A 16,432-nucleotide genomic window follows, 5' to 3' on the forward strand; every position below is an offset into this window, starting at 1 on the left:
ATCCCATTACAGACTCAATTGAGCCTGCACATAAATCAAATCGTTAGTTTCGATATTTATATTAACAGAACTTATGATAAGTTCGCGCTGAACTGCTTGGGAGATATTATGCGCTACGTTCAGCTTCGTGCCTTTCACCATGTGGCAATCTACGGCGGGTTTTCCCGCGCGGCCGAGATGCTGTTCCTGACCCAGCCGGCGATTTCCGATCAGGTGCGCAAGCTCGAAGAAGAATATGACATCCTGCTGTTCAATCGGAACAAGAAGCAGGTAACCCTGACGGAAGCCGGGCAACGGCTTCTGGAAATAACTCACCGCATGTTCGATACCGAGCAGCAGGCACTGGAACTTCTTTCAGAATCTCGAGCCCTGCGCGCAGGGACGTTGCGTATCGTCGCCGATGCGGCGCACCATCTCCTGCATATTCTCGGCACATTTCGCGAGAGATATCCAGGCATTCAGGTTTCCGTGCGCGCAGGAAATACCGAGACTGTGATCAGCAGCCTCTATAGCTATGAGGCCGATATTGGCGTGCTGGGTGAGATCCCTACCGGGCGTGATTTTGAAATACTCAAGCTCAATTCAACCCCCATCGTCGCCTTTGTCTCCACCGAACATCCGCTCGCCGCAGCAAAATCACTGACGCTGGAAGAGCTGACACATTTCCCGTTGGTCATGCGCGAGCGCGGCTCGAAAACCCGGCAAAAATTGCAGGAGCGCGCTGCCAGCATGGGCTTTGACCTCAAGCCAGCCATCGAGGCGGAAGGCCGCGAGGCCGTCCGTGAAATCGTTGCATCCGGCGCTGGCGTTGGCTTTGTGTCATCCGCCGAGTTTGGTAAGGATAATCGTCTTGTGCAGATCCCCATCGCCGGGCCGGACGTGCTGATGGACGAAGCACTCATCTGCCTGCGCGAGCGCAGCGCAGGCAAACTGGTGCGTGTCTTTCTCGACATCGCCAAGTCACTGGGACCGGCAGCCTAAGCGGCTGCCTGTACCGTCACGATATCGGCCTTCACTCGGTCAGACTTTGGATCATAGGGACTGCGCATATGCGCTGTCGCCGGGTAAAGTTCGCCCGCCAGATCGATCGAGAAGCTGCCGCTTTCGATGAACTCCTTGCTGACACCATCCGGATGTTCGATCAATCCAAGCGCCACTGAACGGCCAAGCGTATGGCCATAGGCGCCCGAGCGAACCTCGCCAACCGGTTTGCCATCGCGCAATATCAGCTCACCGCCCCAAAGCATCGGGACGCTATGATCTACCGTAAACTGCACAATGCGCCGGCGTAGCACGCCGTCTTCCCTTGCCTTGACCAGCGCGTCCTTCCCGATGAAGCCGCCAGGCTTGTCCAAGGCGACAGCAAAGCTAAGACCGGCTTCGAAAGGATTGATATCAGGCGTTAGCTCGCGACTCCAGGCACGGAAGCCCTTCTCGAGGCGCAGTGCTTCAAGCGCATAGTAACCCGCATCGATGAGCCCCAGTTCGCGCCCCGCTTCGTGCAATGTCTCGTAAACACCAACAGTAAATTCCGTCGGCACGATGAGTTCCCAGCCGAGTTCACCGACGTAGGTCATACGGTTGGCGTAGGCTGTGGCATAGCCGATGTCGATTTCGCGGATCGTCGCGAAGGGAAAGCCCTCGTTCGACAAATCCGCTGACGTGACTTTACTGAGAACAGCGCGGGAGTTTGGGCCCATCAGCGCAAGAACGGAGTAAGAGGAGGTAACATCCGTGAGACAGGCATGCGAACCTTCCGGGGTATTCCTGCGGATCCAGTCAGCGTCATGCACCGCCTGAGCCGAGCCTGTCACGATGAGGAATTTATCGGCCGCAAGCCGCATCACCGTCAGATCAGTTTCATAGCCGCCGCGTTCGTTCAGCATGCCGGTATAGACTGAGCGGCCAATTTCTACATCGACGTCGGCAGCGCAAATGCGGTTGAGTACAACGCATGCGTCCCGTCCCTGTACCAACAGTTTTGCGAAAGACGTCTGGTCAAAAAGCGTCACTGTTTCGCGGGTCGCCTTCATTTCGCGCTTCACCGCCTCATGCCAGTTCTGTCGGCTAAAGGCATATTGCGTTTGCGGCGTTTCATCCGCCGCGGCAAACCAGTTTGCCCGTTCCCAGCCCATTTTCGAACCAAAGCACGCACCTTTGGCAGCAAGACGGTCATAAAGCGGCGAGCGGCGGAAGGGACGTGCTGTATCCAACTCCCGGTTCGGCCAAGGCATGGCGTAGTGCAGACCAAGCGTCTCCTTGACCCGGTCATGCAGCCATCGCGGATTGTTGTTGAACGAGGCAAAACGGCGAATATCGACCGGCCACAAATCCATGGTTGGGGCGCCATTGACGATCCATTCGGCCAGTGCCCTGCCCGCGCCGCCGGCACTGGCAATGCCCATCGAATTGAAACCTGCGCCAACAAAGAAATTCTTCAATTCCGGCGCTTCGCCAAGAATGAAGTTGTTATCGGGCGTAAAGCTCTCCGGGCCGTTGTAGAACTTGCGCACTTCCGCATGTTCCAGCTGCGGCACCCGGATCAGCGCATTCTGCATCAGTATTTCGAACTGATCCCAGTCGTCGGGCAGCAATGCGAATTCAAAGTTCTCCGGAATACCGCTCATTCCCCACGGCTTGGCCTCCGGCTCAAACCCGCCCATGACAAGGCCGCCGACTTCTTCCTTGAAATAGATGAAACCATCGGGATCGCGCAGCACTGGAAGATCGGGATGAACGCCGTCGATCTTTCCGGTCACGATATACATGTGCTCAGCGGAATGCAGCGGAACAGACACACCGCACATCAGACCGACCTGCCGGGCCCATTGGCCCGCACAGTTCACCACGACGTCAGCAGCAATATTGCCTTGATCAGTCTCCACCCCACAGGCAACGCCGTTTTTGACGGTGATACCGGAGACCTTGACCCGCTCGATGACGCGCGCACCGCGATTGCGGGCTCCCTTGGCAAGCGACTGCGTCAGATCGGTGGGATTGGCCTTGCCGTCGCCAGGCAGCCAGACAGCGCCAACGAGATCGTCCGATGCCATGACAGGCCAGATATCCGCGGCTTCCCTTGGTGAAACGACATCCACGTCAACACCCTGAGCACGCGCCGAGGCGGCGGTACGCTTCAGGACAGTCATGCGGTCCTGAGTGCGGGCAACGGCAAGTGAACCGCAGTTCTTCCAGCCGGTTGCAAGCCCGGTTTCAGCCTCCAGTTCGCTGTAGAGTTTGGTCGAATATTTGATCAGGCCTGTCATGTTGGCATGGCTGCGAAGCTGCCCGACAAGGCCTGCTGCGTGCCACGTGGTGCCTCCACTGAGCTGGCCCTGCTCCAGGAGAACCACATCGGTCCAGCCAAGCTTGGTCAGGTGATAGGCGACAGAACAACCGATAATGCCCCCACCGATGATGACTACACGTGCCTGTGTTGGAAATGCTTTCGTCATGACGATCCACCCATCAAAAAGAGATGAATCATCCTACGCAGCAAAATGCAACATATCAACAATAAATATCACATAATGCAACATTCAGCGTAATGGAAACAGGAGTTCCACGCCCCTTTCAACCAGAACGTTCAATAAAACATCCTTGGGTTGCCGATCTGTAATGATCCCAGCCGCCTTCGCAGTATTTGAAATCTTCATCGGCGTCAGACGCCCAAACTTCGAGCTATCAAGAACGAAATATGCCTTGTGCGCCTTAGAAATCATTTGCGAGCGCAATAGCGAGCCGGCCGTTGTAAAATCGGTAATGTCTCCATCCGGCGATACGGCCCCTCCTCCCAGAAACGCGACATCGATCCGAAAACGCTCGACAGCCTGCAACACATCCAAACCGGCTGCAGCCTCCTCCCGCGGATCGATTTCACCGCCGAGAATGTGAGCCTTGATGTTTGGCTGATGGCACAAGAACAAAGCAATCGCGAGACTGGAAGTGCATATGGTCAAATTCAAACGCGAACCAGCCAGTGCATGGGCGACTGCAAAAGTCGTGGTTCCGGAGTCAAGGAAGACGACCATACCATCCTCGACCAACGCCGCCGCGATTCCTCCGATAACACGTTTGCCTTGCGCGTTTTCACGGGTCCGTTCGCCTAAACCCGGCTCAATTGCATCAAAGCGTATGGCTCCGCCGTGAATAAGTTCAAGTTGCCCCTTGTCGCCCAGGAGTTTGAGATCTCTTCGTATTGTTTCGCGTGACACCTCAAAAAATGCCGACAAATCGGCAATGCTCACAGATCCATCGGAAGCAATTCGCCTCAGGATTTCGTCGTGTCGGCGCGGAGCAAGCGCTTTGTTTGCGTGATTGTGTGATTCAGACATGATTATAAATTGCCCGCATGCTGCCCTCGTTTAAAGGTGCCACTATAAATGGTTGGACATCGGGATGAATCGGAACGCTCATACGCCAACAGTGCAATAGATATCACATTTTGCAACACAATACTTGCAGGTGCCCGACGGTTCTGTTGCGACGGCTGAGCTAAGGCTTGATGCCGAACAGGATGCGACAGGCCCTTACTCAGCCAATCGTCCAGGCCGGTCGTGAACTGCGCGGATCATGTCGAACTCGTCGAAATGTCGACCAAGTTCGCGCATCGCTTCGACACGCTCCTGAACCGTCTTGCTACGCTGCTTTGCCACCGAATCGATCAGCAGATTGAGGATCACCGTGAGGCTGGCCGATGAGTCCCAGAAGGTCTCGACAAAGGTTTCTCCCTGGAGCACGAGATCCGTATAGTCGTAGGCCCAATTGGTGAACTTGTCCGTAACGATGATCAGCGGCATGCCCGTTTCCTGCGCCTTCTGCGCAAGTAGAACGCCCGTCCGCGCGTAGGCGTAGGTGTCAAGCAAAAAGAGGCAATGGCTCTCGCCGACCATGTCGAAGATCTCGGCGAAAACACCGGTATGGTTATCGGCAAAACGCACCCTTGGCCGAACATATTGCAGCCTGCTCGCAAAATCGATGGCCATCCCTCGCGATGCCTGGAACCCCACCACGGTCACGAACTGCGAGTTGGCCAATGCCTCAACGCAATACCGCCAGCGTGGCAGCGTCGCCAGCTTGTAGGCTTCGGTGATGGCCTCCAGCTCGCGCTCAAGGCTCTTTTCCAGAGTCTGTTCGCCCAGCGAATCGAGCCTCAGACGCTTGAAGACGTTGTCCATGCCGACTGCCTCCGTGCCAGGAGCAGGCTTCAGCGCCTCCTTGAAATCCTTGAGGTTAGCGTAGCCGAGTTGGCGAATGAAGCGGATTACCGTCATCTCGCTGAGTCCCAGTGCTGCGGCAAGCGAGGCACCAGTCTCGTAGGGCAGACTGTCCCAGTTGTCGCGCAGGTGCGAAGCGATCATTCGCGCCGAGCGCGACCATCCCATATCCTCACCCGCAAGTCCTCGCTCAAGGATTGTATTGAGATCCGTGTCAAGGCCGCGCTTGGCGGCGCGCTTGGAGCTGTCAGCGCCCATGCTTTCCTCCCGATCTGCATCCTACCGGCTTCATCAGGCGTTCCCGGTCTCGACATCCATACGCGGTACGGAATCACGGAGCAACGCCGTATATTCGCTTTGAGGCTGATCGAGCACTGTCGATGTCTCGCCCGTCTCCACCAGTCGCGCAGTGCGGAAGACTGCAATGCGATCGCAGAGCTTCCGCACGACGTCAAGGTCGTGAGAGATATAGATCACCGTCAGGTTGCGCTCGCGCCTTAGCCGGGCGAGAAGGCGGATGATCTGGGCTTGAATCGTAACGTCCAAGGCCGACGTGATCTCATCGGCGATCAGCACTTCCGGATCTAATATCAGCGCGCGCGCGATCCCCACACGCTGGCACTGTCCGCCAGAGAGCTGCCGCGGGCGGCGATGGGCGAACTCCTCGGGGAGCTCCACTTGCCGCATCATGCCAAGTGCCCGGCGGCGAGCTTCGGCGGCCCCTGAAATACCGTGGCGACGGAGCGGCTCAGCGATGGCGTCAACCACTGTCATCGCCGGATTGAGCGAATCGAACGGGTTCTGAAAGACCATCTGCACGCGGCGGCGATAGGCGGAAAGCCCTACACCCTTCAGTCGATTGATGTCGCCGCCGCGGAAGAGTATATGTCCGCCCGACGGCACGACCAATCGCGTCAGAGCCTTCGCTATGGTGCTCTTGCCCGAGCCGCTTTCGCCGACGATGCCGAAACATTCACCCTCTTTTACATCGAAGGATACCCTGGCAAGCGCCTGGACGGCGCTGTCTCGGCGATGAAGCAGACTGCCTGGATAGTATGTGACATCAAGGTTTTGAACCGAAATCAGAGGCACGGCAGCGGCAGCCGGCGCCCGAGCGGCAGGTAGTTCCAATCGACTTGGCTGTGACGCGATGAGCAATTTGGTATAGCTGTGCTGCGGGTCATGCAGGATTTCGCGTGCAGCGCCTTTCTCCACGACCTTGCCTTGACGCATTACCACAATTCGATTGCACATCTTGGCCACGACGGCGAGGTCGTGCGAGACTAGGATCATGCCGAGACCGAGGCGGCGGTTGAGGTCGCGCAGCACCTCGAGAATGCTTGCCTGCACAGTGACGTCGAGTGCGGTTGTCGGCTCGTCCGCAAGGAGAAGCCGTGGTGCACAGGCAATCGCGCCTCCAATCATCACACGCTGTTTCATGCCGCCGGACAATTCATGCGGATAGGCGAGCATACGCTTTTCCGGGTCGTTGATCTGGACTGCGCGGAGGATTTCCAATGCCTGGGTTTCCGCGTTGGCGGCCGTGCCGTGCAGTCGGATGGGTTCACCGATATGATGGCCAACGGTCTTGAGTGGGTCGAGATGCGAGGCGGGATTCTGAAAGATCATCGACATATGACGGCCGCGCAGCGCGCGCATCTCAGACGGCTTACAGGACAAAAGATCATGTCCGTCAAAGAGGATGCGGCCGGAAACCCTGGCATGAGCGGGAAGCAATCCCAGCAGGGCCCGGCAGATGATCGACTTCCCGGAACCGCTTTCGCCGACGATCGCGAGCACCTCGCCGTGGCTGAGGTCGAAACTCACGTTATGAACGACGGACAGGGCACCGAATGAGACGGTAAGGTCCTGTACGGAGAGGAGAGAAGTGGGAGCATCGCTCATTGCTGCATCATCCTTCCAAGCCCGTCGCTGACAAGAACAAACCCGAAGCCCAAGAGGATGGCTGCGAGACCTGGGAACAGGCAAATCCACCAGGCGTCGACCACATATGGCTGGCCTTCGGCAATCATCGCGCCCCATTCAGGTGTCGGGGGCTGCACACCGAGGCCGAGGAAGCCGAGGCTCGCGCCGGCAAGTACGATCATGACAACGTCAGTGGTCGCGTAGACGAGGATCATCGGTAGTATGGAGGGCATGAGGTGGCGTACGAGGATGACCGGAGTGGAATAGCCGAGCACCTTGGCTGCCAGAACGTAATCCTTGTCGCGCAGGATCGCCGTTTGTGCGCGCACCAGTCGTGCATAGGAAACCCAGCTGACCAGCGCCAGCGCAACGAAGTAGTTAGTGAGCCCAGGTCCCATAAGGCCGACGATCGCAATGACAAGCACGAAGAAGGGAAACGCGATGGTCACGTCGATAATTCGTGAGAGAACGACATCTGTCCAGCTGCCAAAATAGCCGGCGGCAAGGCCCGCGAACGTGCCGAGCACCAGTGGCGTGACTACCCCCGCCAAGCCCATCCAGAGGTCAATGCGAATTGCATGGATGGTGCGACTTAAAACGTCACGGCCGAGATGATCGGCGCCGAACGGATGATGGACGGACGGCGGGGCAAGCAGGGACTCGAAGTCAATCGCGTTCGGATCGAACGGCGAAACCCCGGCCGCGGCAAGCGCAAGCAGGAGGAGGAACAACAGGATGGCAACGCCGAGGGAAAATTCGAGCGCGCCCTTGCGAGCGAGGAAGTCAATAATACTCATAGCTTGATCCTCGGGTCTATCAGCGAGGAGAGCACATCGACGGTCAGAGTGATCAGCACGGTCAGCAACGCGTAGACCATGGTGAGCCCTTGGATGACCTGGAAATCGCGCCCGAGCACCGAATTGACCATCAGTGTCCCGATACCGGGAACTGCATAGACGATCTCGACCACGACAGCGCCGCCAATCAGATAGGCAAGCATGACGCCAAGCAGATTGAGTGTGGGAACCAGCGAGTTCACCAGAATATGACGGGTGAAGTTCGTTCCCTCCGTCAAGCCCTTCGAACGACCGGCAACGACATAGTCTGCCTCCATTTCTTGGATCAGTGTCGCCCGCAGATTTCGCAGCAGCAGCGGCACCAGCCATAGCGCGGTGCTGACGGCGGGCAGAAACAGGTGGCGGAGATGACTAAACAGGCCCTCACCATAACCGCTTACGGGAAACCAGCCCAACTCCACCCCGAAATATCGCGACATCATCAATGCCAACCAGAAAACCGGAAAGGTCATACCAACAATAACACCCAATCGGATTGTCTGATCGGGCCACCGATTGTGGTTTCGTGCGGCAACCGCAGCCAGCGCCAGGGTGAGCGGAATGCTGATGACCAAAACGTAGGCGACGAGGAAAAGCGTCGGCGGGAGGAATTGCCAGATGAGCTCGATTACCGGTTTCTGGAAACGGAGCGAGTAGCCGAGGTCGCCTCGCAGCAAGTTGCCGAGGTAAGTGGCATACTGCTCGACAAGGCCGTTGTTGAGCCCGAGTTGATTGCGCAATTGTATCACAGCCTCTTCGCTAGCCCGGTCTCCGAGCAGGAGACGGGCCGGATCGCCCGGTGACAGATGCACAAGCAGAAAGCTGGCCAATGTGATGCCGACTATCACCGGGAAGGACGAAAGCAGCCGTCTCGCAAGAATCGCTAGAAATGCCATACTGGATCCACTGGTCTTTGCGTTGAACGCAGGTTTTGCCGGTAAGCCGGAACGGCACCCGTTCCGGCAAGAAAAGCTAATCAACCGCGCCGCGCGGCAGTCGTCCGGGTCTATCTGGCCAGAACAGTCTCTTCGAGCGACCACTGTAGCGAAGGGCTGAGGGAAAGGCCTTCAAGGGCCTTGGCATAAGCGTTCGCATACGGTGGATAGTAGAGAGGAATCTGAGCGACCTCTTCGGTCGAAATCTTCTGGATCTCGCGATAGAGCACGTCACGCTTGGTCGGCTCGAGTTCGCGCACCGCCTGTTCAGTCAATTCGTTGACCTTTGGATTGTCATAGTAGGTATGGAAACTGTGCGTGCCGCAAGTGCCGCAGATTGCCCAGCGCACGGCAAGATCGGGATCCGGCGTTTCGTTGTACCACCAACTTGGCGCGAGATCGTAGTCACCTGCGGGAACGCGTTCCCACCATACGCCGCGATCGACCTTTTCTATCTTCGTTTTCAACCCTACAGCGGTCCATTGCGCTTGAAGCAGTGTTGCCAGTTTCTCGTTATCGCTGCCGGCAGAGATGAGCATCGTCAGTTCCTTGCCATCGTATCCGCCCTCGGTGAGCAACATCCGCGCCAGCTTAGGATCGTATGCAAGACCAGGCAGGTCCTTGGCGTGGTAGTCGAGAGCACCGGGCAGCGTCGTGTTGGCGGGTGTGCCGTGACCTTCGGTCATGGCCTTGGTGATGGCAGAGACATTCAGAGCATGCGCGGCTGCCTGCCGAACCTTGACGTTGTCGAACGGGGGCCGTCTTTCGTTCAGGAGTGTCATATATATGATGGTCGACGGCTCCAATGCGTCCCGCAGCGTGTCGCGCTTACCGACGTTCTCAAGTTGTGCCCACGGGACATCGCGTACCGCGTCCAACTCCCCCGACATCAGCATGGAAACGCGGGTGTTCGGGTTGGCAACCTCAATGAATTCAGCGCCGCCGTTCTTTGGGTACCCCTCCCGCCAATAATTCGTATTCGGCTCCAGGATCAGCCGGTCGTTCGGGCGCCATTCCCGTACCGCATAGGGGCCAGATGCAACGGGCTTGTCAGTGAAGGCCTTGTCGCCACGCGTCTCGACGTCCGCCTTTGAGACGATACCGGTGTTAAAGACTTCGAGATTATCAAGCGCCGGTGCGAAGCGATACTTCAACTTGACCTTCACGATATTCCTGCCCTCGGCGGTGACACGTTCGACGGCAGCCAGCGTGGCACTGTAGACGGATTTTTTATCGCTCATCGCGCGCGTCAGACTGAAGACGACATCGTCTCCCGTGATCGGAACCCCGTTGGAAAATTTCGCCGCACGAAGCGTAAAGGTGAGTTCCATGCCGTCTTCAGAAATCGTCCACTTTTCTGCAAGTCCCGGCTGGCGTTGGCCGGACGGGTCGCGGCGCAAGAGCCGCGCATAGAGTTGGCCGAAGGCTTCGATGTTTCCGGCTGATGCCGAGCGGATCGGATCGAGCGTCGTCGTCACATACGGCGAACCGATACGGATCAATTCCTCGGCCGAGGCCGCATTCGATATCAGCAGGGCAGCAAGCGTGCACGCTGGGGCGATGTACTTCCGTTTCATGCAACTTTCCCTTCTCTGGTTACGGCTCTTCTGGCCAGTTTCCACTTTACAGTGATATAAATATAACCTAAATGTCAATATATGTTATTTACCTATCAAAAATTTGGAGAAACGATGGAGAGGCAGGAGAGAAAACGGCGCGGACGTGAGCTGGAACTGGACTTCCAGGGCCGCACGGGCATCTGGAATGCAATTACCGATGTGCCGGGTGTGACGGTCGGCTATCGAACGATCATCGAGGGCGATGGGCCACTGCGTGTGGGCGAGGGTCCAGTGCGTACGGGCGTTACAGCCATCCTGCCGCGCAGCAACACAAAAGAGATGCAACCCGTATGGGCAGGCATCCACGCGCTTAACGGCAACGGCGAGATGACCGGCAGTCATTGGATACGCCATGCCGGCCATTTTTCGGGGCCAATCTGCCTTACAAACACCCACAGCGTCGGAGCCGTGCACGCTGCCGCCACGAAATGGATGATCCAGGAGTACGCCGAGGAATTCCTCACCGATCACGTCTGGGCCATGCCTGTCGTGGCTGAAACCTATGATGGTGTGCTGAACGACATCAATGGCCAGCATGTGCGGGAGGAACACGTGATGCAGGCGCTCTCGGCAGCAACATCCGGGCCACTTGCGGAGGGCAATGTCGGTGGCGGCACCGGCATGATCGCCTATGAGTTCAAAGGCGGCACCGGTACGGCCTCCCGGATCGTACGTCTTGCGGGACAAGACTACACAGTCGGTGTCTTGGTACAGGCGAATTATGGATTACGCGACTGGTTGACCGTGCTCGGGGTTCCAGTCGGCCGACATCTTCGCGAGAACCGGATGTACGATGCCGAGCAAGGTTCGATCATCGCCGTCATTGCAACCGATATCCCGCTCTTGCCAAATCAACTCGAACGTATCGCCCAGCGTGGCGGGATTGGCATTTCCCGCAGCGGTAGTCCCGGCGGCAACAGCTCGGGAGACATTTTCCTTGCCTTCACCACTGCCAATGCCTTTACCAGACGTGAACTCGCCGCCGCTTCGCGCCGGATGGAATGCATTCCCGACGACTGGCTCAATCCGGTATATCTTGCGGCGGTCGATGCGATCGATGAAGCCGTCATTAATGCAATGCTGGCGGCAGAGGACATGACTTGCCTAAAACCGCGCAAAGGCAGCATCTGCAAAGCCATTGATCCCAACCGCCTGTTGCAGGTTGTGGCAGCAGCCAGAAATACAATGGCAGATAGTTGATCGATATGCATTCAACGGTACGGCAGGCTCGATTGTTGTTGTCTGTATTGTTCGGAACGGACCTTCCCAATGATCGGCTGCGTTCTAAGGGCGAATATTGGGGCGGATGAGTATCCCACAGACCATTGCACGTATTTCAAATCTACATCTGCATCCGGGTTGGGGCTTTGTAATGAATTGCAAAAATATCTGAAACCACCGCTGATACTTGCTGTATCCATCTGGCTTCTTGCCTTACTGATCTATGCGTCGGCGTCGGCGATTGTGATCTTTCAGGACAAGTCAGACGCGTTCTCTGCAAAAGCGGACGAGATGGCAACCTGCCTTGACCGCCGCATTGCCCAGAATTTTGCATTCGTCAGATCCTTCGAAGTTTTCGCAACCCTATCCGGCAAGGAAGCCACGGATATATTTGGCGCCTTGGTCCGCCACACGATGGAACAGAACCCAAGAATCCGCCAAGTCAATCTGTATCAGCATGGCCATGACGACAATCCTTTGTCCGCCACGCTCGTTGCAAATTACCCGCCCGGAGAAAATGATGAGGCCGTGCGCTCAATCGTGTCCGATGTGGTGAAACAGCCTCTCGATACGATCCGTGGTTTTGCCGACCCGCGTTTTCCCGGACGATTTTTCACGGCCGTTCACTCAGAACGCAACAATTTTCATTATACGATTGTGATGCTCGTGGACGTGAAGGAAATGCTTGGGCCCCTCTTGTCAGAAGCCTCCACCAAAATTGAGTGGCTCATTGGTGGTGTACCGGCCATTCCATCGGGACCACGGCCCTCCGGCCTCAGCCGCCTGCTTACGCTGGAGAAAACCATTATCGCGGGCCCGAACACGCTCGCGCCACAAGATTTCACCTGGTTTCCTGACGGAACCGCGTTTCGTATAAGCGAGACCATCAGTCTCGCCGCACTGTTTGATGCATTGGATTTCCTTGTTTATTGCGGCCTCTCGACGATTGCTGTCGTGGCCGGATATTCCGCCTTGCATCAACGCCAACTTTCCAAACGCCTGCAACAATCCGAGGAAGAGGCACTGGGTCGGGCTGCAAGATTGGAAAAAGAGAACCGTCTTGAGCACGCCGCGCGTGTCAACGCTGTCGGCGAGCTTGCTGCCGGTATCATCCATGAACTTGCCCAGCCCCTCACCTCCTTGCTCAGTCAAAGCCAAGCAAGTCTCATAATGCTCGAGCAGAAAGAAACTCAAATCGACCTCGTGCAACGCGCTATGGTTGCCAATATCAGGGACGCAAAAAGGGCCAGCAGGATACTGGGAAAGATCCGTGACTATATTGTCCAAACAACCATCGTGCCCGAGATGACAAATCTGAACATTGCAATTCAGGACATCCTCGAAATCCTCAGCCTGGATATCGAACGGCATGGTGTCTCTCTCGCCCTGCGCCTTGCAGAGCCATCACCTGTTGCCAACATCAATAAAACAGAACTTGAGCAGGTGATCCACAACCTCCTTCGCAATGCACTTGATGCGCTGAACCCGTCGGAGCAGATGAACAAGCGTATCACGATTGAAACACGCGTGGAGCCAAACGAATCCATCATTCGCGTATCCGACAACGGACCCGGTTTGAGTGATGATACCCTTTCGCAACTGTTTCAACCCTTCTTCACCACCAAGAGCGACGGCATGGGATTGGGCCTTTCCCTCTGCCAACGGATCATACAGCGCGCCAGCGGAGTACTCGCGGCTGCAAACAATGAAGGCGCCGCCTTCACGATCAAGCTACCGAGGACGGAAGCGGTTGGGCAAAGTATGATGACAATGGACGAGGTCGTTGCTGTCAGCGATCGCTATATCGATCAAAAATGCATTCAAATAGCCTGACCGGACCTGTTTTTGAGACAGATCAATCATCTGCCTCCCTAACCAACTTGCCGCTGGATGTGGCGGCAACCCTTACGTCTCCAACCCGGAAATTCCAGGCTTTTGCTCCCAGGAACTCCCAGCTGCAAGAATACAGCTCTTGCCCGAGACATCTGTAATGACGATGGTCCATGTGGCCCCATGGGGAGAAAGAAACAGCTCAAGGATCGCCTTATCCCCAATCAGGCCGAAAGCCCCTTGAAGTTCCTGGAACTCATTCTTCAAATATTCGGCAATCAGAGCATGCTTTGCGCAGACAATTTCCTGCGTGTTGGCAGCAGTTCCACTCGCGGCAACCAATGCTGCCACAAGCATGGATATCATCGTTCTGTGGATGTAAATGCGCTTCATAACGCACCTCCTTGGCCGAATCCGATCCGGCAAACAGGCGCGTTGTTGCGCTCAGTATACCGGAAGGATGACAGCCCGTCGCTTCTTACGCACCGTCTCGCTCCTTTCTACGTTTCGGTTCCTGTCCGTGAAACCAGCAAGCGCTGATTTCACTTATAAATCACGTGGGGATTTTTCATCCGAACTTCAAGCCAAGAGCCCCCGGCATCAATGCCGCAGCCCCATTTTTGCGCAAACAACGTGACAGCACCTGGCGAATGTTATCCCATTGTTTTTGTTTCAGCGGGTTGGCGATATTGATCATAGGCATCAGGCAGTTCATCGCCGATTACAAGAACAACCGTTTTCGCCTGAGATCATTGCTCGGCCTTTGAGGAAATTGGGCGCCATTTGATAAGCCTGATCGCCCACTCATAAGCAATCCCTATACCGAGTTCATACCCTATCGATCCGGAACAGTCCGGCTGAAGGAACAATGCATATCTCGCCGCCGGGAATGTCCACGCGTGACGAGTTGCCCACTGGCCAGCCCTCCCTGTCAGCCGGCACTTGACGTCCAAGCCAAACCCGCACTAACACCAAACTTGGATCACCCAAACGGGCAGGCCGCGAGCAATCTATGAACTCGTCGAGCTGGCCGGCGAAACGATGGATCCATCGTCCGAACCGCTGGTGAACCCTTGGTATCTCCACATAAATGGGTTCTCTTGCCCATCGTCGCTGCTTCCAGCCGACTGTGAGAACCATATTTCAGGTTGTGCAGGAAAAGTTGCTGCGACGCGGCTCCGGCGGCTTAGCCAAAACGTCAATGCCCACCGCGTTAGATGGAGAGCCTCAACAGTTTGTCCGGGTTTGAACGAGCCTGCCCAAGGCACTGTAACCTACGAATGGTCGCTAATCCCGCTAGTTTTGCAGGCGTTCGCTCGGCTTGCAAAGGAAGCACAGCTCGCTGTGCAATGGCGCCGTTAGCCCGGCGAAAATGATCGCCCCATCATAGGGCATCAAAATATCGCTGCCATCGGCACGTCTTCCGATAAGTTCCCCTTTGTTCACTGGTTCGCCAGTTGCAAATTGTTTTACCAGATGATCCTCATCGTGATCGGCGAGAATGGCATCGCAAATTTCCAGCACACGTGGTGTTTGGGCTTGTGGCCGCGCTTCCGCAATCATACCAAGAGATGCTAGGCCATTGACGACGCAGTCATAACCAACCTGTGGCCCCTTCGGGTCTAGATGCTGGCCGCATTCAACGGTAACCCCATAGCCGCCGGCAAAGCGCATAAATTCAGTTGTGCCTATACCGTGCAGTGACGACAGGCCTTCGGTTACGCCTGCATCGCGTTTTTGCTTTAGTGCTTTTTCATGCGCAGGCAGCCAGCCATGCACAACCAGTGGAAGATCAAGTGCTTTCGCCAGTGTATTCTCTGCCGCTTCATGGGCGAAGGGCTCAAGCGATCCGTTATTATCCCGTGGGCCTATCAGTGCGAAAGCTTCGCCTTCCGAGCTGAAAGAATGCAAATCAATCAACACATCATGGGCACGGAGCAGCGGGCACATGATGTTGGCCACGCGATCTTCATTGTCCTGCGGCATGGCACTTTCCGCAAGATTGCGATTAAAATTGCGGTCTCCGATACGGGTATTCTTGCGGAAGGCAAGCCCGTTGACCACCGGCACAAAAGTAACCTTGCCGCATTCAAGTTCTCTTTGGCCTGTACGAAACTCACTGATCAAACGGTTGATCGCATAAGGGCCGGCTGGCTCGTTGCCATGGACAGAACCTGTAACAATCAGACGAGGGCCGGGTTTCATGCCGTGAAACGTAACGCTCTCAATGGATTTTGGCGGCGCGCTGACAAAGGGGGCGAGCGGCGTAACCGGATCATCAATTGAAGTGATGTCGACGACCATGCCGGGGCGCAGACGCCGCGCCAGTTCCATCAAATGCTCGTGCGCCACGACCACGCAGCCGGATGTGCCGCTGTAATCCGGCCGCGCCGTGTGCATGAAAATGGCTGAACCGCCGCGAGCGTCAGGCAGTGCATCGTTCCAGCCGACAGGTATGATCAGATCAAACAACCTTTCGCCACGGCGTGAAGCTTGTGTTCCATCCGTTTCGAACACCAGCTGATTATAGAAGGGGCTGTCGGCATCTTCTATCCAGCGGTAATTTTCAGGCTTGGGCAAAAACGGAAAATCGAAGCCACGAGGCTCGTCACCGAAAACCGTCGGATCGTAAAACCCATAACGCAAAGGATGACGGCCACGCGGCGTTTTACCGTCGCCTTCGCGTTTCAACTGCGGATCAACCAGCCCGTTGCGGCCAATGGCACATTTGACGGTCCAGTCACCTATGGTCAGCAGACCAATATGCGGGGTTTGTGGGTCATACCCTGTGCGCACCACAATTGTGGGCTGTTCGAGTGTTCCGACCATAAACGGGTTTTGACTCATGG

Annotated in this window: 13 protein-coding genes; 3 read left to right on the forward strand and 10 right to left on the reverse strand. The window is 56.3% G+C overall.

Annotation, left to right across the window (positions count from 1 at the left end; translation table 11 throughout):
* Positions 1-108: 108 nt before the first annotated feature.
* Complete coding sequence (locus tag ACP7B1_RS13700; protein WP_426137041.1) at positions 109-981, forward strand: LysR substrate-binding domain-containing protein; 873 nt, start codon at positions 109-111, stop codon at positions 979-981.
* Here ACP7B1_RS13700 and ACP7B1_RS13705 read toward each other — a convergent pair.
* The 7 genes from ACP7B1_RS13705 to ACP7B1_RS13735 all read right to left on the reverse strand — a co-directional run bounded on the left by ACP7B1_RS13705 (position 978) and on the right by ACP7B1_RS13735 (position 10,490).
* Entirely contained in the window at positions 978-3,455 is a 2,478-nt protein-coding gene (locus ACP7B1_RS13705; protein ID WP_426136974.1) for a GcvT family protein, read from the reverse strand. The genes ACP7B1_RS13700 and ACP7B1_RS13705 overlap by 4 nt on opposite strands.
* 84 nt (positions 3,456-3,539) lie before the next feature.
* Positions 3,540-4,334, reverse strand: a complete 795-nt coding sequence (locus tag ACP7B1_RS13710; RefSeq protein ID WP_426136975.1) for a DeoR/GlpR family DNA-binding transcription regulator — start codon at positions 4,332-4,334, stop codon at positions 3,540-3,542.
* Between the two features lie 195 nt (positions 4,335-4,529).
* Positions 4,530-5,474, reverse strand: coding sequence for a MurR/RpiR family transcriptional regulator (locus ACP7B1_RS13715; RefSeq protein ID WP_426136976.1), 945 nt, complete (start codon positions 5,472-5,474; stop codon positions 4,530-4,532).
* Between the two features lie 33 nt (positions 5,475-5,507).
* Positions 5,508-7,121 carry a dipeptide ABC transporter ATP-binding protein gene (locus tag ACP7B1_RS13720; RefSeq protein WP_426136977.1) on the reverse strand — a complete coding sequence of 538 codons (1,614 nt, stop codon included), beginning with the start codon at positions 7,119-7,121 and terminating at the stop codon, positions 5,508-5,510.
* A complete protein-coding gene (locus ACP7B1_RS13725) occupies positions 7,118-7,939 on the reverse strand; it encodes an ABC transporter permease (RefSeq protein WP_426136978.1) in 822 nt (273 codons plus the stop codon). The genes ACP7B1_RS13720 and ACP7B1_RS13725 overlap by 4 nt, the downstream gene beginning before the upstream one ends.
* Positions 7,936-8,874 carry an ABC transporter permease gene (locus ACP7B1_RS13730; RefSeq protein WP_426136979.1) on the reverse strand — a complete coding sequence of 313 codons (939 nt, stop codon included), beginning with the start codon at positions 8,872-8,874 and terminating at the stop codon, positions 7,936-7,938. The genes ACP7B1_RS13725 and ACP7B1_RS13730 overlap by 4 nt, the downstream gene beginning before the upstream one ends.
* Positions 8,875-8,984: 110 nt before the next feature.
* Positions 8,985-10,490 carry an ABC transporter substrate-binding protein gene (locus ACP7B1_RS13735; protein WP_426136980.1) on the reverse strand — a complete coding sequence of 502 codons (1,506 nt, stop codon included), beginning with the start codon at positions 10,488-10,490 and terminating at the stop codon, positions 8,985-8,987.
* Positions 10,491-10,571: 81 nt separating this feature from the next.
* On the opposite strand from ACP7B1_RS13735, the gene ACP7B1_RS13740 reads away from it, so the two are divergent.
* Entirely contained in the window at positions 10,572-11,732 is a 1,161-nt protein-coding gene (locus tag ACP7B1_RS13740) for a P1 family peptidase (RefSeq protein WP_426136981.1), read from the forward strand.
* Between the two features lie 69 nt (positions 11,733-11,801).
* Entirely contained in the window at positions 11,802-13,586 is a 1,785-nt protein-coding gene (locus ACP7B1_RS13745) for a sensor histidine kinase (protein WP_426136982.1), read from the forward strand.
* A gap of 72 nt (positions 13,587-13,658) precedes the next feature.
* On the opposite strand, the gene ACP7B1_RS13750 is transcribed toward ACP7B1_RS13745, so the two are convergent.
* From ACP7B1_RS13750 to ACP7B1_RS13760, 3 genes are all read right to left on the reverse strand, one after another.
* Positions 13,659-13,976, reverse strand: coding sequence for a hypothetical protein (locus tag ACP7B1_RS13750; RefSeq protein WP_403183370.1), 318 nt, complete (start codon positions 13,974-13,976; stop codon positions 13,659-13,661).
* 175 nt (positions 13,977-14,151) lie between these two features.
* Positions 14,152-14,286 carry a hypothetical protein gene (locus ACP7B1_RS13755; RefSeq protein ID WP_426136983.1) on the reverse strand — a complete coding sequence of 45 codons (135 nt, stop codon included), beginning with the start codon at positions 14,284-14,286 and terminating at the stop codon, positions 14,152-14,154.
* Between the two features lie 593 nt (positions 14,287-14,879).
* Positions 14,880-16,430 carry a L,D-transpeptidase family protein gene (locus tag ACP7B1_RS13760; protein WP_426136984.1) on the reverse strand — a complete coding sequence of 517 codons (1,551 nt, stop codon included), beginning with the start codon at positions 16,428-16,430 and terminating at the stop codon, positions 14,880-14,882.
* Positions 16,431-16,432 lie beyond the last annotated feature (2 nt).

The organism is Phyllobacterium sp. SL163 (assembly GCF_049896885.1).
GTDB lineage: Bacteria > Pseudomonadota > Alphaproteobacteria > Rhizobiales > Rhizobiaceae > Phyllobacterium > Phyllobacterium calauticae.